30 protein-coding genes are annotated in these 24,914 nt (G+C 66.7%); 11 read left to right on the forward strand and 19 right to left on the reverse strand.

Going from position 1 to position 24,914, the window contains the following annotated elements; translation table 11 throughout:
- The first annotated feature begins 257 nt into the window (after positions 1-257).
- On the forward strand, positions 258-737 hold the full coding sequence (locus HR086_RS25210) for a hypothetical protein (protein ID WP_174466875.1): 480 nt from the start codon (positions 258-260) through the stop codon (positions 735-737).
- A 271-nt stretch (positions 738-1,008) separates the two neighbouring features.
- Here the strand turns inward: HR086_RS25210 and HR086_RS25215 are convergent, their stop codons facing one another.
- Positions 1,009-1,182, reverse strand: a complete 174-nt coding sequence (locus HR086_RS25215; protein ID WP_373564356.1) for a hypothetical protein — start codon at positions 1,180-1,182, stop codon at positions 1,009-1,011.
- A 572-nt stretch (positions 1,183-1,754) separates the two neighbouring features.
- On the opposite strand from HR086_RS25215, the gene HR086_RS25220 reads away from it, so the two are divergent.
- The 5 genes from HR086_RS25220 (at position 1,755) to HR086_RS25240 (ending at position 4,732) form a co-directional block, all read left to right on the forward strand.
- Positions 1,755-2,357 carry a hypothetical protein gene (locus HR086_RS25220; protein ID WP_174466877.1) on the forward strand — a complete coding sequence of 201 codons (603 nt, stop codon included), beginning with the start codon at positions 1,755-1,757 and terminating at the stop codon, positions 2,355-2,357.
- A 143-nt stretch (positions 2,358-2,500) separates the two neighbouring features.
- Complete coding sequence (locus tag HR086_RS25225; protein ID WP_174466878.1) at positions 2,501-2,899, forward strand: hypothetical protein; 399 nt, start codon at positions 2,501-2,503, stop codon at positions 2,897-2,899.
- A gap of 296 nt (positions 2,900-3,195) precedes the next feature.
- The gene (locus HR086_RS25230) at positions 3,196-3,840 is read left to right on the forward strand and encodes a hypothetical protein (RefSeq protein ID WP_174466879.1); all 645 of its coding nucleotides are present in this window, start codon (positions 3,196-3,198) and stop codon (positions 3,838-3,840) included.
- Positions 3,841-3,842: 2 nt separating this feature from the next.
- Entirely contained in the window at positions 3,843-4,253 is a 411-nt protein-coding gene (locus tag HR086_RS25235; protein ID WP_174466880.1) for a hypothetical protein, read from the forward strand.
- A gap of 29 nt (positions 4,254-4,282) precedes the next feature.
- Positions 4,283-4,732 (forward strand): hypothetical protein, encoded by a 450-nt coding sequence (locus HR086_RS25240; RefSeq protein ID WP_174466881.1) that lies wholly within the window; start codon positions 4,283-4,285, stop codon positions 4,730-4,732.
- A gap of 110 nt (positions 4,733-4,842) precedes the next feature.
- On the opposite strand, the gene HR086_RS25245 is transcribed toward HR086_RS25240, so the two are convergent.
- The 5 genes from HR086_RS25245 to HR086_RS25265 form a co-directional block, all read right to left on the reverse strand.
- Entirely contained in the window at positions 4,843-5,028 is a 186-nt protein-coding gene (locus HR086_RS25245; RefSeq protein ID WP_174466882.1) for a hypothetical protein, read from the reverse strand.
- Positions 5,029-5,604: 576 nt separating this feature from the next.
- On the reverse strand, positions 5,605-6,225 hold the full coding sequence (locus tag HR086_RS25250) for a hypothetical protein (RefSeq protein WP_174466883.1): 621 nt from the start codon (positions 6,223-6,225) through the stop codon (positions 5,605-5,607).
- 70 nt (positions 6,226-6,295) lie between these two features.
- On the reverse strand, positions 6,296-6,745 hold the full coding sequence (locus HR086_RS25255; RefSeq protein WP_174466884.1) for an NlpC/P60 family protein: 450 nt from the start codon (positions 6,743-6,745) through the stop codon (positions 6,296-6,298).
- Positions 6,746-6,844: 99 nt separating this feature from the next.
- Positions 6,845-7,459: a hypothetical protein gene (locus HR086_RS25260; protein WP_174466885.1), complete on the reverse strand. Its 615-nt coding sequence runs from the start codon at positions 7,457-7,459 to the stop codon at positions 6,845-6,847.
- A gap of 78 nt (positions 7,460-7,537) precedes the next feature.
- Positions 7,538-8,095 (reverse strand): hypothetical protein, encoded by a 558-nt coding sequence (locus tag HR086_RS25265; protein WP_174466886.1) that lies wholly within the window; start codon positions 8,093-8,095, stop codon positions 7,538-7,540.
- Between the two features lie 73 nt (positions 8,096-8,168).
- Here HR086_RS25265 and HR086_RS25270 point away from each other — a divergent pair, with 73 nt between their 5' ends.
- The gene (locus HR086_RS25270) at positions 8,169-8,420 is read left to right on the forward strand and encodes a hypothetical protein (protein ID WP_174466887.1); all 252 of its coding nucleotides are present in this window, start codon (positions 8,169-8,171) and stop codon (positions 8,418-8,420) included.
- A 30-nt stretch (positions 8,421-8,450) separates the two neighbouring features.
- Here the strand turns inward: HR086_RS25270 and HR086_RS25275 are convergent, their stop codons facing one another.
- A complete protein-coding gene (locus HR086_RS25275; RefSeq protein WP_174466888.1) occupies positions 8,451-8,981 on the reverse strand; it encodes a helix-turn-helix domain-containing protein in 531 nt (176 codons plus the stop codon).
- A gap of 44 nt (positions 8,982-9,025) precedes the next feature.
- On the opposite strand from HR086_RS25275, the gene HR086_RS25280 reads away from it, so the two are divergent.
- Complete coding sequence (locus tag HR086_RS25280; RefSeq protein WP_174466889.1) at positions 9,026-9,304, forward strand: hypothetical protein; 279 nt, start codon at positions 9,026-9,028, stop codon at positions 9,302-9,304.
- 79 nt (positions 9,305-9,383) lie between these two features.
- On the opposite strand, the gene HR086_RS25285 is transcribed toward HR086_RS25280, so the two are convergent.
- The 7 genes from HR086_RS25285 to HR086_RS25315 form a co-directional block, all read right to left on the reverse strand.
- The gene (locus HR086_RS25285; RefSeq protein ID WP_373564357.1) at positions 9,384-9,863 is read right to left on the reverse strand and encodes an imm11 family protein; all 480 of its coding nucleotides are present in this window, start codon (positions 9,861-9,863) and stop codon (positions 9,384-9,386) included.
- A gap of 102 nt (positions 9,864-9,965) precedes the next feature.
- Entirely contained in the window at positions 9,966-10,568 is a 603-nt protein-coding gene (locus HR086_RS25290; protein ID WP_373564358.1) for an AHH domain-containing protein, read from the reverse strand.
- A 249-nt stretch (positions 10,569-10,817) separates the two neighbouring features.
- A complete protein-coding gene (locus HR086_RS25295) occupies positions 10,818-11,351 on the reverse strand; it encodes a hypothetical protein (protein ID WP_174466892.1) in 534 nt (177 codons plus the stop codon).
- 30 nt (positions 11,352-11,381) lie between these two features.
- Positions 11,382-13,484 carry a Hint domain-containing protein gene (locus tag HR086_RS25300; protein WP_174466893.1) on the reverse strand — a complete coding sequence of 701 codons (2,103 nt, stop codon included), beginning with the start codon at positions 13,482-13,484 and terminating at the stop codon, positions 11,382-11,384.
- Between the two features lie 10 nt (positions 13,485-13,494).
- Positions 13,495-16,014, reverse strand: a complete 2,520-nt coding sequence (locus HR086_RS25305; protein WP_174466894.1) for a host specificity protein J — start codon at positions 16,012-16,014, stop codon at positions 13,495-13,497.
- Complete coding sequence (locus HR086_RS25310; protein ID WP_174466895.1) at positions 15,998-17,077, reverse strand: hypothetical protein; 1,080 nt, start codon at positions 17,075-17,077, stop codon at positions 15,998-16,000. Before HR086_RS25310 ends, HR086_RS25305 begins: the two co-directional genes overlap by 17 nt.
- On the reverse strand, positions 17,071-17,793 hold the full coding sequence (locus HR086_RS25315; RefSeq protein ID WP_174466896.1) for a C40 family peptidase: 723 nt from the start codon (positions 17,791-17,793) through the stop codon (positions 17,071-17,073). The genes HR086_RS25310 and HR086_RS25315 overlap by 7 nt, the downstream gene beginning before the upstream one ends.
- Before the next feature lie 817 nt (positions 17,794-18,610).
- Here HR086_RS25315 and HR086_RS25320 point away from each other — a divergent pair.
- On the forward strand, positions 18,611-18,811 hold the full coding sequence (locus HR086_RS25320; RefSeq protein ID WP_174466897.1) for a hypothetical protein: 201 nt from the start codon (positions 18,611-18,613) through the stop codon (positions 18,809-18,811).
- 99 nt (positions 18,812-18,910) lie between these two features.
- Here HR086_RS25320 and HR086_RS25325 read toward each other — a convergent pair whose 3' ends face one another.
- The 4 genes from HR086_RS25325 to HR086_RS25340 all read right to left on the reverse strand — a co-directional run bounded on the left by HR086_RS25325 (position 18,911) and on the right by HR086_RS25340 (position 21,893).
- Entirely contained in the window at positions 18,911-19,606 is a 696-nt protein-coding gene (locus HR086_RS25325) for a phage minor tail protein L (protein ID WP_174466898.1), read from the reverse strand.
- Entirely contained in the window at positions 19,603-20,190 is a 588-nt protein-coding gene (locus tag HR086_RS25330; RefSeq protein ID WP_174466899.1) for a phage tail protein, read from the reverse strand. Before HR086_RS25330 ends, HR086_RS25325 begins: the two co-directional genes overlap by 4 nt.
- A 54-nt stretch (positions 20,191-20,244) precedes the next feature.
- Positions 20,245-20,550: a hypothetical protein gene (locus tag HR086_RS25335; protein ID WP_174466900.1), complete on the reverse strand. Its 306-nt coding sequence runs from the start codon at positions 20,548-20,550 to the stop codon at positions 20,245-20,247.
- A 578-nt stretch (positions 20,551-21,128) separates the two neighbouring features.
- Positions 21,129-21,893 carry a hypothetical protein gene (locus HR086_RS25340; RefSeq protein ID WP_174466901.1) on the reverse strand — a complete coding sequence of 255 codons (765 nt, stop codon included), beginning with the start codon at positions 21,891-21,893 and terminating at the stop codon, positions 21,129-21,131.
- Positions 21,894-22,155: 262 nt separating this feature from the next.
- Between HR086_RS25340 and HR086_RS25345 the strand changes: the two genes are divergently transcribed.
- Both HR086_RS25345 and HR086_RS25350 read left to right on the forward strand, forming a co-directional pair.
- Positions 22,156-22,860 carry a hypothetical protein gene (locus HR086_RS25345; RefSeq protein WP_174466902.1) on the forward strand — a complete coding sequence of 235 codons (705 nt, stop codon included), beginning with the start codon at positions 22,156-22,158 and terminating at the stop codon, positions 22,858-22,860.
- 1,211 nt (positions 22,861-24,071) lie between these two features.
- Complete coding sequence (locus HR086_RS25350; RefSeq protein ID WP_174466903.1) at positions 24,072-24,614, forward strand: hypothetical protein; 543 nt, start codon at positions 24,072-24,074, stop codon at positions 24,612-24,614.
- A gap of 12 nt (positions 24,615-24,626) precedes the next feature.
- Here HR086_RS25350 and HR086_RS25355 read toward each other — a convergent pair.
- Positions 24,627-24,914 (reverse strand): hypothetical protein (locus HR086_RS25355; RefSeq protein WP_217441946.1); only part of this gene is annotated, 288 nt, incomplete at its 5' end.

Genomic DNA, 24,914 nt, shown 5'->3' on the forward strand with positions numbered 1-24,914 from the left:
ATGCCCGCCCGGAGGACGCCCACCCATGAGCCAAACACCTTCATGCTGGCGGTACCGGCTGCTCCTGGAAAGGTGCCCTCCCGTGCCACCCGCGGGCAAGGGGCACGCCGCCGAGCTCCGCGCCGCACGGGCGCGCGCCGAGCGCGAGAGGCACGGTCAGGTGTTCCGCGCTTGCCGTGTCGAGCCGGTCAATTTCAACCGCCTAAAGACCGGAATATGCTAAATAGCCGCGAAACAGGCCACGAAGGAGACAGGCAGTGGGACAACCTTTGAATCTAGCAATAACAGTTGGGCTCGCCTTCATGTTGGCAAGCTGCGGCGACGGCAATCAAGAACACATCCCCGGCAAATCTACGCATCCTACTGCCAGCGACCGGACTAACAGAAATGCTATAGGCGCCGAGGATGGAGGTTCCGACGACGATGCTGGCAGTTCCGACGACGATGCTGGCGGTTCCGACGACGATGCTGGCGGTTCCGACGACGATGCTGGCGGTTCCGACGACGATGCTGGCTCCGAAGAGGATGCCGGAAGCGACGATGCTGGGAGCGACGGCGGCGCCACCAACCCTGACATCTGCTTCGGCCATTGGGGTTATGGCTATTACTCTGATCCATTCTTCATAAACGAGGTAGGCATTGAGGCGTGCGACTGCGGCAGATACACCTCCTACGGCCAGAAGACTATTTATCGCAAATCAGCACTAATGGCGGATTGCCCAGGCGGGCCTTACTGAGGTGGGGGCTACACGGCTCGCACCAGGCCCCTGAACGGGACGTGTACGTCTGTTGTTATCAGGGAGCCGTTGCTCATGCAGAGTGGAGCACCGTGCCGGTGCGGCACCCGGCACGGCTCAACAGACAAGGGGAATGAGATCCTCGCGCTCCGTGCAACACGGGAGCCTGCTGGGTGCCTCCGTTCGTGCCCTAGTGCCTCACATGACCAAGGGCTGCGAAACACGCTTTCGGGACCTAGCGTCCCCAGCACATCGAAGCGGGTCCACAACGCTACGGGCCGAACGTCCAGCGAACTCCGACTCCGGTCATCCGCTCGCGGGCGTTGGCCTCCCTGAAGCCGAACAGGCCCAGGTTGGCGAGAGGCCTGTAGCCGCCCTCCGCCTGCGCGTACCAGCCCGACAGCGAGGAGACGCCGGCCTGCGCCTCCAGGTAGCCCTGCCTCACGCCAAGGCCAACGACTGCCGCGCACCCGACCGGAATGCGGTGACGATGCCTGGGCATGCCGCGTGCTCAGGACCGGGCACAAATGTGCTCGGTCCCTCGCCACGCCCCTGGACCGGCCGCGAAAGGCCCCGTCCATGACCACCACCCGCCGGAGCGCCCCCTTCACTCTCGCGCTCGTGCTCCTCCTTGTCGCATGTAGCCCCACTGAGGACGAACCCGACAAGCGCCCCCGCCCGTCCGCACCACGGGACGGCGGGACGCCCCTGCCGGACGGCGGAGCATCCTCCAGCGACGACGCTGGCCCCCCTCCTCGGGATGGAGGGGGCAGCCCGCAGCTCGACGGAGGTCCTCCGCCACTCCCGTGCACGCCGAGCTGTTCCGGCAGGCAGTGCGGTACCGACGGCTGCGGTGGCACCTGCGGCACTTGCGGTGCCGACCAAGCCTGCTCTGACGGGCGCTGCGTGTGCGTCCCCCGCTGCGACGGGCGACAGTGCGGGTCAGACGGGTGCGGCGGCACGTGTGGCACCTGCCGAACCGGCGCCACCTGCACGGCTGGTGGGGCCTGCATCTGCGTGCCCCAGTGCCAGGGCAAGGTGTGCGGTCCGGACGGCTGTGGAGGGACGTGCGGCACCTGCCCGTCCAACTCCACTTGCTCCGCCGCGGCGGACACCTGTGGCTGCAACCCGGGCTACGTGCCCGACGTGGCCGCGGAGAGCTGCATCCGCCTCGGTGGCCCGTGCCAGGGCGTCAGCGAGTATGGGCACTGCGCGGGCGACACCTGGGTGCGCTGCGACGCCCAGGCCGGTGTCGTCGCGCTGCCGTGCGGCGCGGGCCAGTGCAAGACGGTGGATGCCCAGGGCACCGGGGCCTGCCGATGCGGCAGCATCGACGCCGACGGCGTCTGCGCGGCGGCGGACGGAACCAGCACTACCAAGCCCGGCACGCACTTCACGTGTGCCACCAGCCTCGGAATCCTCATGGCGGAGAACTGCGCGGCGAGCACCGGCTCCTCAACGGCGTTGTGCTCCACCTTCGTGACGTCCGCCGGTCACGTGACGGCCTGCTTCTGCGGCACCTGCTCCATGCCCGCAGGCGGGCAGTGCCGGTCGCTGTGCAGCAATCCCAACGCCTGCCAGTACTACCCCTCGGGCAACGTCCACACCTGCGGATTCTGAATTCCGCAGCGGAATGCACGCCAACCATCGCGCTCACCGCCCATACGCGTCGACGACCTCAAGAGCAGCTCCCTCGCGCCCGTGATGCGCCACACATTGTTAGGGTTGGGAGCAGCTCACGCGTTGAAATAGGAAACGAAAACATGCGGAAACTGTTCCTGTTTGCTGTGCTGTTGGGTGGCTGTGCGACGTCGGGCCCGAAGCCCGTTTCCCCTGACCAAGTGCCCGAATCGAAACCCGAGGGGTCACAGAAGGTGGCGAGCCTCACGGCGGCCGAGGCAAAGGCGCTGGGTCGAATCCAGGAGGATGCGCAGCGGCTCCTATTCCCGGTGAAGGAGGGGGGCGCGGTGTGCCAATACACTCCCCAGGCCATCGGAGTGACCATCTACGAAACCCGCTCCCGGGATTGGCGCTACGTCATTGTCGGGTACAACCCGGACAACTGCCCGACCCCCGAGACGTTCCCGATACTGCACAAGAGCTTGGCCTACCTACTGGCGCCTGACGGAAAGCTACTTGGCCCTCGAGTCCGCGGCCGGTAGAGTCCGAGCGGGCTGGCAGTATCGCCCGGGGCTAGCCGGTCCCGGGTATGGCCTTGAAGAGCTGGGCGCGGGCGCCTCTGCCGCTGCCCGGCTCTTCGCATTTCAGGTCGGTCGCCCCGCCCAGGCCTCAGCGCCCGCCAGAGCTACGGCTCCGGCAACGTCCACCTCTGCGGATTCTGACGTCTCCCGCCCCAGACCGCCGCAGCCGCGCCGTCCTCGCCCGTCATGCGCAGCCCCCTCCGTCGGCATGGAGAACGCCCCTTGCAGTCGAAGCGGGCCTTCCACCCGGAGACTCCATGCAATCCATCCAGTCACGAGTCCTTTCGCTGTTGGGCGCTGAGCCAGCGCCAGACGTCGGCCTAGCACCCAAGGCCGCGCAGCCACGCAGCACCACCAGCACCGGCAACGTCATCGAGTCCTTCCCGACGCGCGCGCTGACACCCACCAAGTCGTCCACGGAGAACAGCTCGGCGCTCGCGCGCACCAGCCTCGCGCCGGAGACAACTCCCGCAGCAGAGCTCAAGCCGTCTGCGGGGACTGAGGAGCAGCCCGCCCCCAAGGCCGCGCAGAAGGGCTTCTTCAGCCGCATCGGGTCCGCCATCGGCGAGGTTGTCCGGCGCGTTGCCGATGGCGTGGGCGGCCTCGTGACGGGCGCCGTGGAGGCCACGGTCGGCACGCTGCGCAACACCGTGGAGTCGGTACGGACTGTCCTCGGCGGCCTGGGGAACATCTTCACCGGCCGGTTCCGCGAAGGCTTCACTCAGCTCGGGGCCGGACTCGTCAAGGCTGTGCAGACACCGCTGGACGCCACCCTCGTCATGGGCGGGCGGGCCATCAGCGCGGTCCAGACGCTCCTGGGCATCGAGCCCGTGCGTAGAAGCCTCACCGACGACGAGGTCGCGGCGCTCCGCGAAGTGCGTGCGGGCCAGGGGGCGCCGTAGCCATGTCCCTCCACCGACGCCTTCTCTTCCTCTCGGCGCTGCTTGTGGCGGCCGTCACCGGAGCCTGTGAGCCGCCGCTCCTTGTGCAGCTCGCATCCTCCGAGGAGTCCCTCCCCTCCCCCGCCTTCGTCATTCGCGAGCCCTCCCGGCCCGAGGGCGCCCCGAGATACGACGCCGTCCGCATCAGCCACGTGGACGGGACTCCGGTGTGGACCATCCGCGCCCGTGGCTCGTTGGGAGGGCCAGGTCCCGCACGCCTCGTGTACGGGGTGGTGCCCGACGGCTTCGAGGAGGTGCAACCCGCCCTACCGCTGGAGGCGGGCCGCACCTACGCCATCTCCGTCTCAGGCGAGGGACGTGGCGGGATCCACTTCCGCATCCGAGAGGACGGGAGCCTCACGGCGGCGCCGTAAGCCCCTTCGCGTGCGATTTCTGAGGCGAGGTGGAAATCAAGCAGCGCGCAGCGTTGTGCAGCGACAATGTGATGTACCGCGAAGGAGGACGCCTCGTGCCCTTTGCTGAGTACCAGGGCCGCGGCTACTTCGCGGTGAAGGCTGGCTCGACGAACGGCCCCATCCGAAGCGACCACCGTCCGCCGAACCGCTGTAGTCTTGCTGCCTCCCTGGGAGGCGTCATGAATCGGATGGCGGTGGTCGCGATTGCAGTTGCTGTCCTCCTTGCCGGGGCGGCAGTGGCCGTTGTTGTGCTTCGAGGCCGCACCGTGGAGGGGCAAGCCATCGATTCATGGCCAAGCAGCGACTTTGCCACCGACCTAGAGAGGCGCCCGAAGTGCTGGGTGGAGGTGAAATCATCGGAGCCGGGGAAGTGCCAGCGCATCCACAAGGGGGTGTGCTACATGGCCAACTGGGCCGCCTGCGCGGAGTACTATTGAAGGGTCGGCCCATGTCCTGAAGTCGGCGCGCTCGCCATCAAGCGGCCTTCGTCGCTCCGTCGCGTCCCGCTTCTTCAAGCCTCCGGGCAGCGGCCTCGCAGTAGCGCTCCTCAAGAGCCACGCCCACTACGCGCCAAGCCGAGCTGCTGCGCGTTCACCAGCAACACCCCGGTACCGGCAAGCGGGTTCAGCACCACGTCTCGGCAGTCGGCGTGGAACAGCTTCGTGGTGGCCTTCTCGTAGTAGGGCTTCACGTGCAGGGGCTCGTTGCGCTTCGGGTAGGACTGCGACTTCAAGCGCACTGCACATGCGATGCCGGGCCCCGGTGCCCTCACCAACAGGAGGCGGGCGCCTTGACTTTGGGCTTCCGAAGTCGGCGCTCCAGCACACCGTGAGACGTGGAAATGCCAAAAAATAGCATTCCAAGACGGGATGGCGAAGCGATGTAAGACAAAAAGATCCGCTCGCTACAGCCGGCTCATGAATAACCCAAATGAGTCACTGAAAAGCAGCAAGCGTAGAGTGAAAGCGGCCCGCAAGCTCCTCCGGGCGCTCGTCTTCAAAATCATCATTTCATTTATTACACCGACATTCCAAGGCACGGACGCCCCAGCCATACTGCCCCCACCCGTCTCATGCGAATCAAATGGGGGCAGTACATCACCAGCCGAACGTCCAGCGGGCACCAACCCCCGCCATCCGTTCGCGTGCGTTTGCCTCTGCGAAGCCGAACAGGCCCAGGTTGGCCCGTAGTCGCGCGCCTGCCTCAAGACGCGCGTAGGTCCCGGTGAGACTGGAGACGCCGGCCTGCGCCTCCAGGTAGCCCTGCCTCACCGGCACGTCCGCGAGGACACGGGAGAGCCCCGCAGCGACTACGAGCCGCGGGGCGTCTGAGGGACCGCCGCCACCGCCGGGGCGACCGCGGCCGTGCTGCCAATGGCGCCGAGCGACAGCGCGGCCGTCATCACGTCATCCACGGTGGAACCCCCGCGGTCCGCCTTCATCTTGTCGAGGGCGGCTTCGATGAGGCCACTCAGGAACGAACCGACGCTGCCCGCCGTGAGCTGGAGCACCTGCTGCAGCTCCGCGAGGCCACGGTCGCCCAGGGACTTCAACAACCGTTGCAGCGCTTCATCCTTGAGCTGCTGGAACTCGGCCGGGGTCAGCTCACCGTCCGCCGCCGCAGCCTCGAGCTTCGGCTTCATGGTGACTTCGATGTCCCGGACGATGCCCTCGGCCAGCATGCTGACGCGGGCCGCGACGAGCGCGAGCTTCGACTCCCCGGCCTGGGCTTGGAACTTCCTCGTGAGCCCGGTGAGCCCCGAGACAATGAGAGCGGCCAGCGCGGTCGCCAGCACCGGCACCACGCTGACGAGGATGGATGAGACAACAGACGACAGCGAGGGCTCGGGCGGGCTGGTGGTCGCCTCCGCCAGCGCCGTGGGCGAGGTGAAGACGGCCGCGAGGGCGGCGAGGGGGAACAGCTTCTTCATGAGGGAACTCCTTGCGACTGCGAGAGGACTGCGGGGGTGAAAGCGAGCGCCGCGTGCCAGGTCATGCTGCTCACGGCCGGAACGGCAGGCGCCGGATGCCCATGCGCCGTGCGCGGGAGTCGAGACTGGAGAACGTCTTCACGTACGCCTTGGCCTTGGCGGCGTCGGCCAGGGTGAGCGTCGTGCTCCCTCCTCCGGAGGCGCCCACCACCACGCCTCCGCCCACGTGCACCATGACGTGCTCCGCGTCGGTGGGGTCGCCCTTGCGGTGGTACAGCACCAGGTCGCCGGGAAGCAGCTCCACTTCCGGCACGGGGGTACACCGCGTCCACAGCGCGTCGGTGTTGGTGTCGGCGCGCCAGTCCGGCCCACCCACCTCATGGAAGGCCCAGGTAACGAGCCCTGAGCAGTCGAAGACGCGCTGGCCGGTGGTGCTGTCGCGCTCACCCTTGCCGCACCACCGGTAGGGCGCGTGCATCTGCGAGAGGACGGTGACGAGGAAGGCGTTGCGCTGGGACATGGAGGGACTCCAGGAGTGGAGGAAGCGCTGAGCGGGCGACGGCAGTGTTCGCGAGAGGACTGGGAACTCCTGTGAGAGGGCTCCAGGAGTGGCGGCGCATCAGTCCTTCGAGCCGGCGTCGACAGCCCTCGCCACGAGGGAGAGCTGTTGGAGGATGGCTCCCTGCACGCGCGCGAGCGCATCGATGTCGCCAATGCCCGCGGCCCGGAGTTCTCCCGCCGCCCGGGACGCCGCCCGCTCGAGCGCCTCGTCCCTCTCCGCGTCCGCCGCTGCCACCCACCGGGCCTGCATCAGCGGTCCAATCTCATCCCAGCCCGGGACGTCGCGCCCATTGGGCGTCTTCCACGCGCCGTGGGGCCCGGCCACATTGTTGTAGGCCGTGAAGCCCAAGTGCCCAGGCCGTCGCGGGTCCGTCGGCCACGGGCTCTCCGCGCGGGCCAGGGCGACGCGGAACGCGGCCGCACGCCCCAGCCACAGCTCTCCCTTGGCCCCGTGCTCCCAGATGCCGCCCGGCGTCAGGGAGTCCCCCACCGCCTCCGCCGCGAGCTTCATCAACTCGAAGGCATCGGCGTAGCCCTCGGGGTGGATGAAGTGGCGGAGGGTGATGGCCACGCTCTCGCGGAGGTTGTCCACGTTCTTTGCGCGCTGCTTCTCTTCAGCCAGCCGCTCACCGAAGCGGGCGAGCAGTTCGTCACGAGTGAGCTTCGGGGACATTTCAGGCTCCGGAATGCTGCGGTTAGAGCGACGGGTTGAGAGCAAGACGAGGCGAAGTGGCAGGCTGTGAGCCCGCATTCACTTCCGCCTCCGGAGCGGAACTGCCGGCTCCTCGAAGTGCACGGCGGGCGGACCAACCCGGACGAACCAGGCCGCGAGCTCGCGCAGCCCAGCCATACCCAGCAAGGCAACGAGGGCGCCCACCACCCACAGGGCCCCGCTCATTCGCGAGGCCCGGTGCTCACCGTCCGTCATGCGCTTGGCCATGTCGGGCACGCCCTTCATCAGGGTGTCGTGCTCGTCGACCCGCTTCTGGAGCGCCACCACTTGGTCCGCCAGCTTGGGCATGGCCTCGACGACGGGTTTGTGCTCGGTCACCCGCCGGTCCACGTCGGCCAGACGCTCGTCCATCTGGCCCACCTTCTCCTCGAGGCGGCGCACCTGCTCGGCCGTGGCCATCCGCTCGCCGACGCCGCGGATGTCCTCGCGGACGCTCTCCATGAGGCGGTGCAAGTCCATGGCGTACTGCTGGGCCGCGCGCACCGCACTGTCGGCGCGCTCGCCAATGGCCTCGCACTTCTCGCCGACGCGGGCGAGGTCTTCGCGGATGCTGCTGCGCTGAGCGGCCGGGGACATGCCGTCGGATGCTCGGCGCGGACGAGGACAACGTCCGACGCACGGCACGCTCTGTGCTCTCCCGCGCACCAGCATGGACACGAAGCTGGTGGAGTCGCTCGCACAGCGCCTGGAGGAAGCAGAGGCATGGTACCTAGCTGCCGTCTCCAGAATGGACGGCAGTCCGGAGGCCGAGACGCTGTTGGCCTGGGCCCGCGAGAGCTACCGCAAGGCGGAGCGCGGGGCGGTCGCATCACTCGGCGCGCGGGGCGCGCTGGACCTCGTAGAGCGACTCCACGCGCTCAGGGCTGGTGACCCCAGCGCGCCCGCCGCAGCTGCGGCCTGATGCAAGCAGCGCCCTCCCTGAGGACGCGGCTCACTGGGCCTTCGGGCCACTCGGCTTCGGCGGTTCGTTGTCGGTGCTCAGCGCCGCAGCAACCGCGAACCCGATGATTCCAATGAGCCCAATTACTCCAGCCACGGCAACTGCATGGTTCCACGCGTGAGCGGGGGTTTGCGCCGTCGTTGCTGTGGCAGCCTCAGCGGCCCGCGCCGTACGGGTCATCGCTTCCTGCACGTGAGCAGTCAGAGCCGGCACTGTCGTTCCCAGAGCAGCCGCGAGTTGCCCGAAGAGGTAGGCATCGGGCTGCACCTTCCCTGCTTCGATTCGCGACATCACCGGCTGCGATATGCCGAGATGTACGGCGAGCTGCCCCTGAGTAAACCCTCGTTGATCTCGTAGTCGGGCAATCACTTGCCCAAGCACCATCCCAAATACCTGTTTTTCTTCAATATGGGCTTGCTGCAATTCAACCTCCGACAACGCAGCGCGTCTAGATTTCCTGAATTCGTCGCGTTGACGAGAAAACCCGCCTCGAATAGAATAGTATTCCTGGTGGCCATCCATATCCGCATTTCGCGTATTGGCGCCTCCTACGAATGGTAACTCACGTGGCGAAGATCGCGAAGCGTAGTGGTGGTCAGTTGGTTCGGCAGAACACCTCCTCGGGGCAGATCGTGCGGATTAACGCCGCAGGCGTTCCGCTGCCGGTCCCAGCCCAGCACCAGGGGGCCGTCAAAGGAGCGGTCGCCGGAGGGGGCATTGGAGCCACACTCCTGGCGTTCGCTCCCTTCGGACCGGGAGGCATCCTGATCGGAGGGGTGGTGGGCCTGACCATCGGCGTCCTGATGGGCGCGTCGGAGGACGAGAAGCGAGCGCGGCGCTGGTGATGCGGATTGCGTCTCCTACAGTGCGGACCTGCTTCATGCGCAGGTCCGCACGTACCGGGGGCACAACGTCAGCACGCCATCATCGAAACGCCGACGAGTCGTTCCACTCCTCCACCGGGATGAACCGGAGCCCCTCCGGCTGCGGGGTCATCGACTGCACCCGGTCCACCACGGAGCGGTGGAAGAGGTGCACCACCGACTCCTCCAGCCTGAAGGCAAGCCGCTCTTCGAGGGGCACATCTCGAAGCACCGCCTCGTCGAGCACTAGGCTGTCGATGCCCATCACCTCCCCGTCATCCGGGTCGACGGTGAGCCGAGAGCGCTGCCGGTCCACACAGGCGAGGCGCCTCCACATGTGGACCAGCCAGTAGCGCAGCGCCGAGTCGCCGACCTGGACATCGGCGGGCACGAACTGGACGCCCCGCAGCTCCGCCGCATCAAGCACTCCCTTCAGCCGCGGCGACACCACCGGGGCAGGCAGGCTGTGGTGGTCCACCATGGCCGGCGACGACGGCACCGGCTCCCCCAGGCGCAGCTTCACGGGAACCGATGCGTCCACCGGCCGTCCCTTTCGAAATGCCGAGGCGGACTGGTCCCACGCGAATATCGGATGCTGCTGGGAGCGAGCCCGTAGGAGAACGAAGTAGTCCCGCTGCATCGCCTACGCCCCCACCTGAAGCGGGCGGCGAGAGAGAGGCTTCTTCGTGGTCCCATGGCGCACTCCGTGGCGCCGTCCATTGGGACATGCCCGAACTGGCTTGTCCGAGATGCTCCGAACGCCTCCGCATCCTTTCCCGCCGGGCAGGTAGTCGAGGCCATCCGCAGTAATCGTCCATGAGCCTCTCGACAGCTTGTCGAGGATGTCCTTGCTCGTGCGGTCCAGCTTTTCAACCAGACGAGCGGGCTTCCCGCAGTACGCGCCCGCCTCCACGGACTCAGCGAGCTTCTCCAGCTTGGCCACCACCGCAGAGGGGTAGGCCATGTTCAGGTCGAAGGCCCAGCCGTTGGAGTGCGGACCACGATGGACAGGCACGTGCAGTTCGCACGCGACCGCCATCTTCATCGGGAGGAAGACGCCGTTCTCCGCTTTGTTGATGTCGTACCCGAACAGCCAGCAGTACCGACTCCAGTCCTCATCGTCTGCCATGGACTCCGAGCAGATGAGGTGGTGGGCCGCGATGGAGCGGCGGCCCGTGTACCAGGGATGCGACTCAGGCTCAGCGCCTCTGAGGATGTTGCTGCCCAGCTTCTCGGGGTCTCCCACATTCCACCCAGGGGCCTCCGCCGTTGCATGCGCTGGCTTCCCGCAGAACCGGCACGGCTGCCACTGCGCCGGCTCGGGCCCCCCTCTCGAGGTTCTGACCGGAAGCGTCCGCTCCCACGTACCGACAGGCATTGCTTCATCACACCCTCAGTCATGACATATTTGAACGCCCTGAAAGAACGCCAATTCGAGCCAAACCCTGTGAGGTAGGCGTGTCCAAGACTTGGCGCTCCAACTGGGCAGCGCCTTTCACAACATGCCCCCGAGGGCAGCGTCCTTACCGATGACGAGGAGGTAGTCGCGGAACGCCTCCCACGTGTTGGGGGCGACGAGGCCGCGCGCGACGGCGTTGGCCTGCCACTCGCGCAGCAGCCCGTCAGCGCGCCACAGCAGCCAGGGCCGGCCCGCCGCGGTGCGAGCCTCCAGCATGAGGCGCTCCAGCTCTCCAGCCGTTTCCAGGAAGGTGGCTGTTGGATGCACCACCAGCCAGTCGTACGTGAGCGCCTTCGCGGGGTACCGCTCCTCCTGGGCCGACAGCTCGAGCGCGCTGTATTTGCCCCAGTCGTCGGTGAGCCCGGCCACGCCACTGGCCGCCAGCGCATGCAGCTCGCCCTCCAGTTCGGCGCGGCGCACGTGAAGTCCCTGGCCGACGGCCGCGAAGTGCCGCGCGGACGCGCCTACGGCGTCGAGCTCTCCGCGCACGCGGGCCAGCATGCAGGACACGTCGCGCTTGCGGGACTCGACAGCGTTTCGCTGGTACACCTCTGCGGACGTCAGTGACATGGGCTGCTCCTGGCTGGCGCGTGCGGCCGGCTACTCGCGAGGCTTGGCGTTGTGGCTGTAGAGGCCTTGCACGTTGTAGGTGCGGGCCCCGTGGACGGTGAGGCGCACAACGTCGCCCTCCCCCACCGCCTCGACGCCCACCACTCGGCCAGGCCGGGAGCCGAGCAGCATGTCCCCCGGGCGCAGCGCGGAGAGCGCCGTCCACCCCGTGCCCTCGACGAAGAGCGGGTGGAGACTGGAAGCCACGACGGCGCGCCCGTCCTCCAGCGCGAGCCGGTGCCGGTGCGCGCGGGCCCGCTGCACGGCAGCCACCTGGTACGCGTCCAGTTTCAGGGTGGACTCGTGCTGCGTGAGGACGCGCATGCCGGGGCGAACCAACTCCGCCGGCAACTCGCTCCCGTCTTCCATGAGGATGGGCTCCCACGGCGCCGGGCAGTACCCGCTCCCGTCGCTGCCGCCGCCACCACCGCCGCCGTCAACGCCACCACCCACCGGCGAGTTGTACTGAGTGGAGAAGGGCGCGTTGCGGCCGGCAGCGGGGATGAACCACTTCTGCGCTGAGGGCCCGTACGCGTTGACGACGGAGAGCAGGAGGTACCACATGGTGAAACTGGTGTTGTAGAGCCCCGCCATGGACCCCGGAAACATGTAGCTGAAGGACGCGCGCCCCTCATTGCTCACCGAGGACTCGGTGGCGTCCTGGTACACCCGGTCCGTCAGCGCGACGTGGAGAATCTGGTGGCGGTAGCCGGCGCCGTGCAACTGGCGAACCCAGAGTTCGACGCGCGCATACCTCATGGCGTCGAAGTTGTCGTCCAGCGCCTGCGGCATGAGGAAGAGCTGCCACGTCGTCCACGACATGGTGGACGTGGTGATGTTGTCCGCGCACTCGATGCGAACGCGGTCGATGTTGGGCGCGCCTCCCCTAGCGGCCCCTTGATTGTTGCCCCGGTAGAAGCACCTATTTCCGGGCCCAGGCCCGTCGAGACTCACGAGCCCCTTATAGAAGAGCGCCTCCAGCGGGTAGCGCCCCACCATGAGGTTGCCCGAGGCCACCTTCAGCGCGGTGCCAACGTTGTCCACCTTCGCGCCCGCGACGGGCACGCCGTGCTCGTCCTCCGCGTAGTTGGGCGTCTGCATGGTGTTGGCCGACAGCAAGTCGAACGTCACCTGCCGCCGCAGGCTGATGGCGTCGAAGTACACCGCTTTGCCGATGTCCGCGGCGTTGACGTTGAGCTCCCAGTGCAAGAAGACGCCCGTGCAGCCCGGTGGGCATTTCCCCTTCACCTTCACGCGTTGGTACGTGGTGGAGATGTTGGCCACCTCCACTCCGGTGTATTGCCCCGCGTAGTTGCCCGAGGCGTCCGCCCACAGCAGCAGGAGTCCGCCACCGAAGTTGCCGGAGAGCGGCACGGACGCCTTCACCCACGCCTCCGCGTAGAACTCGTCCCCCGCGGTGCACGGGACGCGCTTCGTCGCCGTGAAGGTGCGGTAGCCAAGCCCATTGAGAGGCACGCGGCGACACCACCGTCCCTCGCGAGCGTTGGCCGGCTCCTCCACGAGGTAGTCCCCCTCCGGAGAGAGCCCGACGGCGGCTGCGCCGGCCTCTGAGTACCCGTTGGGCACCAGGTTGTCGGAGGGCGGAAGGAGCAGGTGCTGCGTGGCGATGGCGCCCGGCGCCACCTTGCCGGCCGTCACCGCCCCGGGACTCAGCAGCGCGGTGCTGACGCTGCCGGCGGGCACGTTGGACAGCGTCTGCGTCGCCACGGTGAGGGTGTCCGGGTCCGCCACCACGGCGCCGCCCAGCACCCTCCAGCTTCCCTGGTTGCCGTTGGCGTAGAGGGCCTGCACGGCGCACTTCGCGCTGGTGGTGGACGTCACCCGAAGCGTCACCACCACGCGGCGCTCCGTCGGCCCCACGCGCTTGGGCTCCACGAGGTAGTTGTCCGTGTTGTTCGGGTCGTCCCCGGTGAAGACGGCCACCTGGAAGCCTTCCAGCAGGTGCGCGGGTAGCGTCTCCTCGTGCGTCCAGCGGATGTCGAGGTACTTCGGCTTGATGACGCGCGGGCGCGGCTGGCCCGGCTCTCCGTCCTCGACGATGCCGCCCTGCATTTCCTGCTCGCGTGAGCGCATGAGGGACTCGCTAGGCCGGCGGCGTGGAGGACACCGTCATGGTGATGGAGGCCGGCACCGTGGGCGCCGCCACCACGGTGAGGCTGACGGCGTTGGTGGAGTAGTTGCCGGTGGTGTCGATGGCCTTGAGCCACACCACCTGGTTGACGCCTGGCGCCGGCAGGGCCCACTCATGCGACGTCGCGCGCACCTTGGTGATGAAGGACGCCGTCTCCCAGCTTGAGCCAGCGTGGCGCAACTCGTACATGTCGCGGTCCAGGTCCGGGATTTCCGCCCACTTCAACGTGACGGTGTTGCCGTTGAGGGCGTGCTGGAAGCCGGCCACGTCGGAGGGAGGGGCCGCCTTGCCCAGCACCGTGTACGCGGCCTCGCTGAAGGCGGTGGTGAAGCCGCCCAGCTCGGCCGCCACCTGCACGCGGTACGGCCCTGGCGCCACGTCCGAGAGTTCCCAATAGTGCGTCTGCAGGCGCTCCTCGGAGCTCCAATTGCCCTCGGAGAGCCGCCAGCGCACCACGTACGCGACGGCGCCAGGCCGCTGCGTCCACCGGGCATTGAGGGACACCTTCAGGCCGCCGTTGGTCGTCTTGTAGAGGCCCTCCCCCACCACCAGCCCCTCGGGCGGGGACGAGGAGGGCAGCACGGAGGTGGGCAGGGGCTGGAGCTGCACGCCGTTCTCCACCGCGGCGTACTTGCCCGGGTGGTGCGCCAGCGCCGTCACCTCGTAGACGTGCGGCTCCACCTCGGCGACGGACAGCACGCGCCAGAGGGTGGGCACCAAATCGTTGGCGGCCAGCACCCAGACGGCTTGGGGCGCGGGCGCGGCGGTGAAAGGCGCGGCCAGCGTGAGGGCGCGGTATGGCGCCGCCGGCAGGGGCGCCAGGGGCCGCTCCTCCACCGTGCCGTTGGGCAGCACAGCGGAGAGGGTATACGTGTGCGCGGCCTCGAGGGTGACGTCCGCGTCCAGCTCAATGCGCGACGCGGCGGCCTCCACCACCCGGCCGCCCCAGCGTCGGCCCGCGCGCGTCGGGTCCACCACCTTCACCACCGCACCGGGGTTGCGCAGCGCGCCCTCCAGGCCGGTGCGAAACACCACCGTCTCCGTCTCCAGCCTCTCGGTGTGCAGCAGCCACCGGCCCACCCGCTGCGCCTGGCCGCGTGAGGTGCACCCCAGCGCCACCACGTCCGTGGGGTTGTAGCCGTAGTCGCGCATCCCCTCTTCGTCCGGGACGTGTTCAACGGCGGCCTTGTACTGGTTCGTCGGGTCGTTCCACGTCACCAACGCGACGGTGTGCCGCGCGCGCCGCGAGGTGCCTGAGTACGTGAAGAGGCCGTCCACCACGTTGGCCGGGGTGAAGAGGTACTCGGCATCCCGGGGCGCGTCCTGGGCCACGTACACCGCGCCGCTGGCCCAGTAGACGAGGCCTCGGAAGATGGAGGCGAGGTTGCCCACCACCTGGTACGCCTCCGCCTGCGTCTGCAGGTAGAGATTGCAAGCGAATCGCGGCTCCATGCCGCCCTTGCCGTCCGGCACCAGCTCGTCGCAGTAGCGGGCCACGGTGTACAGGCCCCACTTGTCCACGTGGGCCTCGTTCATGTACCGGCCCAGCCCGTACCGCTTCGTCGTCAGCAAGTCGTACAGGCACCACGCCGGGTTGTCCGTCCACGCCACCTGGAAGGTGCCGTCCCACGTGCCCGAGTACTCGCGCTTAGCGGGGTTGTAGTTGGAGGGGATGCGCACCTTCAGCCCGCGAATCCGGTAGCTGCGCGTGGGCACACTGCCGAACTGCCGGGCCGACACCTCGAGGGCGATGAGCGCGGTGTTCGGGAAGCTGAGCTTCTCGTCCAACAGCGTCGCGTACGACTTCCACAGCGTGCGGTTCTGCAGCGCGATGGTGTCGGAGTCCGACATGGTGCGCCGCACGCGGATGTCCCACGGCGCGCTGCCGGTGAGCTCCACGCGGTACGTCCGCTCGTAGGGGCTGGTGCACTTCCCGCGGATGACTTGGGCGCCCTGCAGGTCCTGCTCCACCCATCCGCCACCGTTGCTCTGCACATCGATGGCGATGACGACGGTGGACGGCTGCAAGTCACCCGTCTCCGGGTGCTGGTACGTCAACTGCGGCACCTGCAAGGTGACTCGCACCGCGTCCACCTCTGGGTCACTAACGGTGCGAATGGCCGGCAGGTGCTGCTTCACCTCGACATTGACGGCGTGCTCCACCTCCGCTGCGGTCCAGCCGGGGATGTATTCCTGAGACTGAGTGCCAGCGACGTCGTACGCGGTGACATCCCGGAAGTTGGGCGTGCCATTCGGGCTCTGCACCGGGACGCCGTCCAGGTAGATGCCCTTCAGCCCGCCGACGAGCCCTTCAATCTCCCCCTCACACAGCACGTCCAGCACGCGCGCGTGGGCGGCTGACCTCAAGGTGTCGGGAGACTCCACGGGCGAGCGCTGAGCGTCACCCCCGCCCTTCCCTCCGCTTCCGCCACCCGCGCCACGCAGCGCGCCACGCTCACGCCTCGATGTCATGGGGTTCCTCCGGGTCCTCTTTCTTGAGGTTGTGCGAGAGGAAGCCCACCGTCTGGTACGTGTGCGCGCCCGCCACGGTGATGCGCACCACCGGGCCATGCCCAGCCGCCTCTACTTGGCGCACCACGCCGGGACGCGCGCCCACCAAACGCGTGCCCGCGTCCAGGTGGCGCAGCTCCACCCATGCGGTGTCCGTGCGCACGCGGTGGTTGTAGGTGGCGACGAGCTCGCGGCCGTCCTCCAGCACCAGACGCAAGCACTCCGCCTCCAGGGTGGAGACGTGGGAGACGGGGTAGTCGCCCCACGTCAGCGTCACCTCATCCTGGGTGCGCACCCACGCGCCCGCGCGGACCTCACCAGCGGGCACCTCGCGCCCGTCCGAGAGGAGGATGGGCACCCACGGCGCCGGACACCCTCCACCTCCGGGCGGCTGGCCATCTGGGCCATGCTGTCCACTGCCCGTGGAGCCGCCGAAGCCGCCGCCCGCGCTCCACTCGGTGGAGATGCCGGCGGACACCACGCAGCTACCCACCAACATCTCCCCGTAGCAGAGGGGCACCGGGTGGCCCTGGGCCAGCGTGTTGACGGGGCCATTGAAGACATACGAGGGCTGGGTGTCGGGCTTCTCGGCCGGACCCGTCGCCGAGGGCGGCTTGAAGAGGAGCTGCGCTGCGCCGCCCACCATGAGGCTGCTGCCCAGGGCGATGAGTTGCCCCCCCACGACGCCGTAGTCGTAAACGGAGAGCACCGCGCCGCCGGCGATGAGCACCGCCCCCAGCACCACCTGAAGGACTCCCGCCTGCTTCGCGCCGGCCAGTGCCGGGAGGATGGTGATGCGCGTCTCGCCCGTGACGACGCCCAGCTCCTCGGCGCCGACGTCGCGCTCTCCGACGAGGACGTGGTAGCCGGGCGCGCTGTTCTCCGCGAGGTAGCGGCCGAAGCCCTCGCACACCGCGCAGAGGGCGCGCACCGCCTCCGCGGGCGAGGGCCCGCCCAACGCCAGCTTCCACTCCCGCCCGAAGCGAGCTCCCAGGGGCCCGCCGAGCACCACCGTCGTCAGCATAGGCTGTGATGCCGCACAACCTTCCGAGTCACCTTTGCCCAGAAGCCGCTGTACGTCTCCCTCTTGGAGAGCGAAGCCTGGAGGTGGTGGAGGACGACGTCCGCGCCCAGGTACACGCCCGCGTGGTTGGGCACCTTCGCGCGCAGTTGCATGAGGAGGACGTCGTGCTGGCGCAGCGGCGAGCCCGTCACGTCGACGAAGCCCGCCTTCTCGTAGCCCTCCAGGTAGAGGTTGCCGCCCTTCGCCCACCAGTCGTCGGGGCGCTCGAAGTCGGGCAGCTCCAGCCCCAGCGTCTCGCGGTAGTAGTCGCGGATGAGGCTGAAGCAGTCGAGCACGCCGTGGGAGAACTCCCGGCCCACCAGGGGCGGCCGGTAGCCGCTGGGGTGCAGTACCTGCCAGTGCCCCACCGGCACGTTGACGATGAGCCAGGGCAGGCCCCACCGCTCGCACATGACGCGGTCCGCCTCGCTCGGCTCCGGGGAGGCGTTGGGGTGGGAGTGCACCACTGCGACCACCTCCCCCTCCGCCTCGGCGCGCGCGAAGTCCTCAGGCGCCATGTGGAAGTGGGCTTGGCCCTCGGCGAGGTTGCGACAGGGCCGGTACACCAGCTCGCCCGCAGCACGCACCATGAGGCCGCACGACTCGCAGGGCGACTCAGATTGGGCATGCGCCAGGGCCGTAGCGATCAGGGACCGAGGGAATTCGAACGGTGACACGGGCGGAATCCAGCGTCATTGGGGCGAGCGGACCCACCCGGATGGCCATCTTTCAAGCCATTACCACCCGGCTTGCGGACACCATCCACCACGCCTGCCGCATCCCAGCGCAGCACGAGCGCAAAGCCCGGCATCAAGGTCGTTAGGCTAGAGAGTTGAGCCCGGATTCCACTGCGAGCGGAAATCGATAGATTCCACGAGGGAAACCCAGGAGCGTACGACTCCACAACTTCCTGTAGGTGCGACATTTCCCAGCACTATTAGTGGGGTCAGTGCTGTTCTTGATCAGCTACGATGACACGCGTATTGATCCGCTCGCACCGGACCTGCACGCCATCCGGTGTGCGGTCGCGTTGACGGATTGTCCGTCTCGTGCGAGATCGAAGAGTACAGCCAAGAAAAAACAAGGGGCGCCCGCCGCCAAGCAGGCACCCCTCGGGAACAGGAACGCCTTGGCGCGCCTGCGGTCGTTCTCTGATGTAGGTCGATTGGTCGATTCGCTATGGACTTCGTTACGGACCCGTTGCTCTCTACTGACTCCCGAGGAGTCTCGGTCCCACTCTTCAATTCAATCTACACCTATTTCTATTTCAACCGCACTACGACCGTCAATTAATCCTTCGTACTCCATTCGATCACTCAACAAAGGAGGAAGCATGCGCACATAAACACACACCCCATTCCCACCGCCAAGGGGATGGGCTGAAGCAACTGAGCTTAGTCCAGGAGGCCTTGGCGCACCTGCGGTCGTTCGCGATCGCCAGGGCCTCCTTTCGATGTGGAACGCATCAAGTAGTACGCCGAAAGGAAAGTGCCGATGAGGACTCTCATTGCACTGCTGAAGACGCTGAAGACGCTGACGCCAACGAATGCCCTCGCGACGATTGCGCTCGGAGCGTTCTTCCTCATGGCCGCGATGGTGTGGCGGGCGTGGGAGCGTCAGTTTCCCCCACTAGCTGCCTCTGGGCACGTCCTGCCTCCGGCAGAAAAGGGGGCGCTCACCAGCGTCGAGAAGTAGCGCTCCGACGGATTGATTGAAGAGGTCCGCTCCAGTGCACCGGAGCGGACCTCTTTTGACTCTCCCTCCCGCAGGCGCGGGCTCTGACCGTGGCGCGGCTCACCTCAACAGCCCCACCCCGGGAAAGCCCCCATAGGGCAAAACCGCCGTAGCCCCGAAGCGTGCCTTGCAACTCGAGAGGCGCTTCCCGCACCGGTCCTCAGAGGGGTTGGACGTCGGCGAGTCGTCGGCCTTGGCCACGGGAGGGCCAGCGTAGCCGCACCCCTCACCCCGGTACTGCCACCCGCACATCTGGGTGATGACGCGCAGGGGGATGCGGACGCCCTCCAGGTCGCACCGCGCCGCGAGGGTAAACTCGATGAGGTACTTGTTCTCCGTCGTCTTCGCGTCTACCACGAACTCGTCGTCCGGGAAGCCCTCTGACGGACTCGCGGTCGGGTTGGCGCCGCCAGGGAAGTTCACCGCATCCAGGTAGCGGACGAAGGTGCGCTTGCGGATGACGCGCGCGCCCAGCAGGTCGTTGCAGTCGCGCGCCAGGGCCCCCAGCGTGCCCTGGAGGTTGGCCATGGTGAGGGTGGGCCGGGGAAGGCGCCCGGTGCCCGACTTCTCGAAGCCGCGGGCCTGCACGGGCCAGGGCTGGTACGAGGCGCCCTGCCACACCACAGGCCCGTTCAAGCTGTTGGTCCCCGCGTGGAAGTGGCTGATGCCACCCCCGGGGATGGACGACGCGTCCAGGATGAAGAGCTCAACCAGGGCGCCTGGCTCCAGCTTCTGGATGTCCTCTGCGATGCTCACCCTGCCACCTCCTGGAACTCCGCGCTGACGTCGTGAGCGTTGAAGCCCTTCACCGTGGACGTCCAGCTCTCGCAGACGACGCGCAGCACCTGCTCGCCCGTGCCGGTGAAGGTGAGCGCCGCGCCCGCGGCCGGGGGCACGGCGAAGGTGACGAGCCCGGAGCTGGAGAGCGAGTAGTCGGCGCCGGCCGCGAGGAGCACCCCGTTCCGGTACACCTGCGGAGGTGTCGTCCAGCCAGTCGCCGGCACCCGCTCGCCGGGCACCTCCGGAGACACGGGCCGCTCGAGGAGGTACTGCGTGCGCACCCCGTCCCCGGTGCCCACCGGGAAGCCGGTGACGTCCCAGGAACTGGACGGCACGACGAACTCGAAGGACTCCACGCCCCTCCGGGCCTGGAGAAAGGCCTCGATGGCGTCGGCCTCCTTCTTCCGGCGGGCGTTGAACTGGAGGGCCCAGCGAGGGAGGACCGTACGCATGCCGTCCTCCGAGCGCTGGGCGTAGCCGTCACCGAACTGGGTTTTCAGGACGCGCGGTTGGGTCTGCTGCTGGGCGCCGTAGTCCGGCGTGAAGAGGAAGCGCTCCATGCCCACATCGTCAACTGGACAGTGGACCGAGTCCGCCTAAACCTCGGCGCTCACTCAGTCCATGCCGGTGAGAACCCCCTTTTTGAAGTTGCCCATGATCTGGCGTGCATAGGTTTCGAACTCTACGTACCGCGCCCCGGCCACAGTGCTCCCGTCCTCGAGCTGGCGATGAGCAACCGGATTTGGCCACAGCCGAGGGTCCAACCCTGGCTCGGCTTCCTTCGCAAGCGCAAGCACTTGATTGAATCTATCTGCGTACTGCGCTGATGGATTCTGCTCGCGCTCCTTTGGAGAGAGGTTCGAAATCGCCTCGACGAATGCCGTAGCCTGCCTGCGCACCAATCCAGCGTTATTAGACATGACTGAGTTCCCCCACTTCGGACGGGCTGGAGCATATTCCACCCCTTCGCCAAGGCACGGATACCTTCGTCATCGGCGTCGAAGCAGTCTATACAACCACGACGGCAAGTGAACCAACAAGGCACCGCCAAGCCGAAGCGATAGCCGCTCTTGAGTGACCGGAAAGTGAGCCCTGGGCTGTAAACGCCGGCCATCTGCTCCACCAGTCCTTTCCCCTGAGCCACGCCGCCCGGAAGCTATAGAGACCGTCAAGCCAGACGTCGGTACCGGCGAGGGCTGCCACTGTCGCTCTGAGTTCGTCACCCCATCGAACCACCCGCGCCATAGCCATTGGCCAGGAGGTCCAGAGAACGGAGTACTGCAACGGCTTCCCGCGTTGCCCTCTCATGCGCCGCTCGGGCCCGCGCGTACCGCGTCCTCGCGGCCGGACTGCCATCCCGCCCCGCCACCGCGCGCTGCATCTCCCTCTCCGCTGCCGCCAGGCGCCTCGCGAGCGCCTCCCGCCTGCTCCAGTCGTCCATGCCTAGCATGAAAAGCACGAAGCGTGCCTAGCGCGCTCGTCTGAGCCGCAGGTACGCCTATCCCTCTTCCCCCTCCGAAGGCGCCCCCCCCTGAGTTGCCGCGACCAGCCGACGGACAGCCTCCGTCGGCACCCTTCCCTTTTCTGTCGCTCCAGAAATCCCTGATGGCGCCGTCCTCTTCGCAGCCTGCGCAGCGAGAATGGCGCGATCCAGCACGCCAGCGACGGCCACGACCGACCCAATAAACGCGGTTCTCGGCCCCAGGTTTGCCTGAAGGTCACTCGCCAGAGATCTTGCCGTATCACTCATGGGAGGCGTCGCGAACGAGACGTCCTTGGAGATGTGCGCGAATGCGTTGCGGATGCTGCGGATCATGTCTATGCGTCGACATGTTTCTTTTGACAGGAGCCCAAGTGCCTCACAGGCCTTGGTTCGCATGGCGAAGGTGGACAGCCCCCCAGTACCATCAAGCAGCGCGGCTGTAGCCTTCGACCCATCGACGAAGAACGTCCGGAGCAACTCCCCGAGCCTCTCTTCGAGGAAGGCGCCCCCCACCAGTGCACACCCCCTGTCCGTCTCCGAGCGCAGAAGCGTGACCGTCCGCCACACATGCTCGGGAACATCCAGCTCGAAGTGATTGGATATGCCGATGAGCATCTCGGCAGTGAACGGCGCACCGGGCTTCTCGAGTTGGATGCCTTTCCGAACTACTGCCGCAAGGAGTGCAGCGACTTCCTTCTCGGCGGTTTCATCTTCGCCCCCTGAAAGTACACTCTCTGGAGCTATGCCTGCGTCCGAGTCGATCGAGCTCTTCGTGTCCATGACAATCGTTAGAGCATGTAACCTTCCGTCACAGCAATCGCGGCACGGATCCCCGGGGTCTGCTCTCGGAACGGTCACGGGAGACACCGGCAACGGACGCTCGCCTCGATCCCGCGGAGCATGCCTTCACCGGCACCGCACCTGCCGCCCCCCGGCAAGAGGCCTGCGCAAGGGGACTCACGCGCCTCCTTCAGTAGGAGAGCGGTTGAACCGTAAGGGCCGGCGCCAGTAGCCTCCCTTCCCGCGAAAGGGTGGGCGCGCAATGACTCGACTGGCCGTGGCGGTTTTCCTGTTCTTCTTCACCGCATGCAGCAGTCCGCCTCCGAAAGAGCCCGAGGCCGCGGCACCCAGGGCTGCTGATGTGTTGGGCGTCAGGGCTGATTTCGTCCCGCGCTATACCGTTGCGAGCACACAGCGGTTGGACATCGGTGGAACTCCACGGCTCATGATGAAGGTCGTGGTCCCGCGTGGGCTCTCACGCGAAGAACTCGAGGGGAATGTCCGTCACGCACTCCTGCGCGCCTACGAGTTGGGACCGGTTCGGTTCGGAGCCATCATGGTTGGGGCCTACAGCTCAGAGAAGACCGATACTGCATTCAACGCAGCGAAAGGAGACTTCGCCCCCGGAGGGAAATGGAGCGAGTCCAGCACAGACGTCCCGCTATCCGAGTGGAAGGCACAGATCGAGTTCTCCGACCTCTACTTTCTGGAGCGGACGTATCTCGCCGCCGGGACACGGACGGTCCTTGTGCTGACCGACACCGAATTCTCGGACACCATCCACATGTCGCGCGTCGCGGCCCGTTGGCTCCCAGAGGACACCGTTGCAGTTCTGAAGCCGGGCGTCCCGGTTGTCGTGATTGGACACGAGGACGTTGGCCTCGCGGGCGTGCGCTACGAGGTGGAAACGGCGAAAGGCAAGAAGCATCGCGGGTGGGTGCATGGAGCCGACCTGCAGGCGGAGTAGACCGAGCCCATTGGATCGCGAGGCGGCACGGGCGCCCAACCGTGCCGAAGCCGCCGGAGCAGGTGCCTCTGCTGCCGGAGACCGCGCGGCGGATGTAGGCAGTCGATGTCACGGCCTTCCAATGTGCAATACGCCAGGACCACAAGCTCCGTTGTATCCATCAACGATGATCAACAGCATGTCCCCCTTGCTGATGTTCGCAAGTGTCATTCTCGACTGACCATACTGACCAACATCGTCGTTGCAACCGAGTATTTGCGACGTGTCCTTGTAGTTTCGGACCTCTAGAACAGTGTCATAGCTCGACCCCAACGTAGAGAAAACATATCTCCCGGATGAAGGCGCCTTCCAAATATATGCGATATCACTCGTGCCACCCACATTGCAACTCAGACGCCACTGATTAGAGAGTCCGCACGTATTGTAGCTCGCGACATTGGGACTGACGACACTACCCAGATCCCCACCGAACGCAGCCTGCGACACCTCGCCGCCCCCCTCCTCTGCCACTGCTTCCTCTGGATCTTGGGGAGCGAAGCCTTCGGGGGACTCACCTTCGGGATCAGGGCCACACGCCCCAACTGCAAACAGCCCGATCACCACACCCAGCACGGCGCGAACAGGTTTGAACACGGCAGCTCCAGTGTACGATTTGAGTTTCGACCAAGCCCCGGCATTGAGAGCCGAGCCGGAGCAACCGAGCACCACATGCAGTGCTCGGTTGCTCGAAACGTCGGTTCCCGCCCGCCCAACCGCCATTGCCTGACACGTCCGGGTCAGATTGGCCTTTTGGACAGTCGTGTCCTCGGAGCCAGAGGTCGCTTCAATAGGCGTTCTCCACACCACAGCGTCCTGATGCCATTGCAGCGGAGCCCGCTGTGGGGCATTGCTTCGCTGCGCGTCCGCCCGGGTGAGCGGAGTTGGGGATTCTATACCCTGGTGGCAGTCCCCGAGCGCCTCCGCGTCGCATTCATGGACTCGGACTCACAAATGCCCATGAGTGTAAGTGGTCTCACAGTCGTGCCGCTGCCCAGCTTTCTCGTCTGCCAAGAACCAGAGTGTCCTCTACGAGAGGTTGACCCGGACATTCCAGACAATTGCCCCCTCCCCATCCCAACTCAATCATAGAGCAGTCAAGCACCACATCATGTGCCTGACCGCTCTTGGCCGAGACTCACCGCCAAGGGCACCCCCGTACCCGAGGTGCAGTCATGGCAAACCAGAGAAGGGCAGTTCTGTACGCGGCGGGCTGGGCATTGCTGTTGGGCGCATGTGGTCCCGCGCTCGACGGCGAAGACGGCGAGTACGCCGAGCCTCCAGCCGCCGAGTCGCCAGCTCATGATGATGCGGTGACCGAGGAGGACAACGAGGTGTCCCAGGCAACGTTCGGAGGGCACATTGGAAGCGCACTGGGCTCTCCGGTCAAAGACTTCAACAGCTGCACCGCCAATAATGAGTGGCGCACGACATGCGGCTCCGGTGCTGCGCCTGACATGTCGTATCACTGGACAGTCCCTGTGACGGGCGACTACACCTTCTCCACCGTAGGCTCGACGTACGACACCGTGCTTGAGATCCGAAGAAGAGGAGATACAGCCATTGTGCTCGGCTGCAACGATGATCGCGCAGACGGCGTCCCAACGAGCCGCGTCACACTCCGCGGACTCACGAAAGGAATCCAGCTTCTCATCATCGTTGACGGATACGGTAGTAGTGTATGTGGCGCGGGAAAGCTGAACATCAATGGCCTTTAGAAGAAAGGCTCGTCACCGCCGCGTCTTGACGAAGTTGTGGAGCTGCCCGCCGGGCTGCATCTCCCGGAGGATGAACTTCATGAAGGCGGCTTCGAAGCCGCGCGCCAGCTTCTCGGACTCGCCCCGTCCGCCCGAGGACTGCACCTCGGACCGCACCGATCCGTCCTGATTGAAGTTGTTGATGACGGTGATGGTGGGTGCCGCTCCAGCCCCCTCCCCCGCTGGCGGGAGGATGTCCGCCTTGCGAGGCACGTAGAGCTTCGGCACCTGGGGCGCCCCAGCCCCGAGGCTCAGCTTCCC

The sequence above is a fragment of the Myxococcus sp. CA039A genome (genome assembly GCF_013336645.1).
Lineage (GTDB): Bacteria > Myxococcota > Myxococcia > Myxococcales > Myxococcaceae > Myxococcus > Myxococcus llanfairpwllgwyngyllgogerychwyrndrobwllllantysiliogogogochensis.

Coding starts and splice junctions, on each gene's coding strand:
- HR086_RS25225 (WP_174466878.1), top strand. CDS start 2,501: ATGCGGAAACTGTTCCTGTTTGCTGTGCTGTTGGGTGGCTGTGCGACG.
- HR086_RS25230 (WP_174466879.1), top strand. CDS start 3,196: ATGCAATCCATCCAGTCACGAGTCCTTTCGCTGTTGGGCGCTGAGCCA.
- HR086_RS25235 (WP_174466880.1), top strand. CDS start 3,843: ATGTCCCTCCACCGACGCCTTCTCTTCCTCTCGGCGCTGCTTGTGGCG.
- HR086_RS25250 (WP_174466883.1), bottom strand. CDS start 6,225: ATGAAGAAGCTGTTCCCCCTCGCCGCCCTCGCGGCCGTCTTCACCTCG.
- HR086_RS25255 (WP_174466884.1), bottom strand. CDS start 6,745: ATGTCCCAGCGCAACGCCTTCCTCGTCACCGTCCTCTCGCAGATGCAC.
- HR086_RS25260 (WP_174466885.1), bottom strand. CDS start 7,459: ATGTCCCCGAAGCTCACTCGTGACGAACTGCTCGCCCGCTTCGGTGAG.
- HR086_RS25265 (WP_174466886.1), bottom strand. CDS start 8,095: ATGTCCCCGGCCGCTCAGCGCAGCAGCATCCGCGAAGACCTCGCCCGC.
- HR086_RS25270 (WP_174466887.1), top strand. CDS start 8,169: ATGGACACGAAGCTGGTGGAGTCGCTCGCACAGCGCCTGGAGGAAGCA.
- HR086_RS25275 (WP_174466888.1), bottom strand. CDS start 8,981: ATGGATGGCCACCAGGAATACTATTCTATTCGAGGCGGGTTTTCTCGT.
- HR086_RS25295 (WP_174466892.1), bottom strand. CDS start 11,351: ATGTCACTGACGTCCGCAGAGGTGTACCAGCGAAACGCTGTCGAGTCC.
- HR086_RS25300 (WP_174466893.1), bottom strand. CDS start 13,484: ATGCGCTCACGCGAGCAGGAAATGCAGGGCGGCATCGTCGAGGACGGA.
- HR086_RS25305 (WP_174466894.1), bottom strand. CDS start 16,014: ATGACATCGAGGCGTGAGCGTGGCGCGCTGCGTGGCGCGGGTGGCGGA.
- HR086_RS25310 (WP_174466895.1), bottom strand. CDS start 17,077: ATGCTGACGACGGTGGTGCTCGGCGGGCCCCTGGGAGCTCGCTTCGGG.
- HR086_RS25320 (WP_174466897.1), top strand. CDS start 18,611: ATGAGGACTCTCATTGCACTGCTGAAGACGCTGAAGACGCTGACGCCA.
- HR086_RS25330 (WP_174466899.1), bottom strand. CDS start 20,190: ATGGAGCGCTTCCTCTTCACGCCGGACTACGGCGCCCAGCAGCAGACC.
- HR086_RS25335 (WP_174466900.1), bottom strand. CDS start 20,550: ATGTCTAATAACGCTGGATTGGTGCGCAGGCAGGCTACGGCATTCGTC.
- HR086_RS25340 (WP_174466901.1), bottom strand. CDS start 21,893: ATGGACACGAAGAGCTCGATCGACTCGGACGCAGGCATAGCTCCAGAG.
- HR086_RS25345 (WP_174466902.1), top strand. CDS start 22,156: ATGACTCGACTGGCCGTGGCGGTTTTCCTGTTCTTCTTCACCGCATGC.
- HR086_RS25350 (WP_174466903.1), top strand. CDS start 24,072: ATGGCAAACCAGAGAAGGGCAGTTCTGTACGCGGCGGGCTGGGCATTG.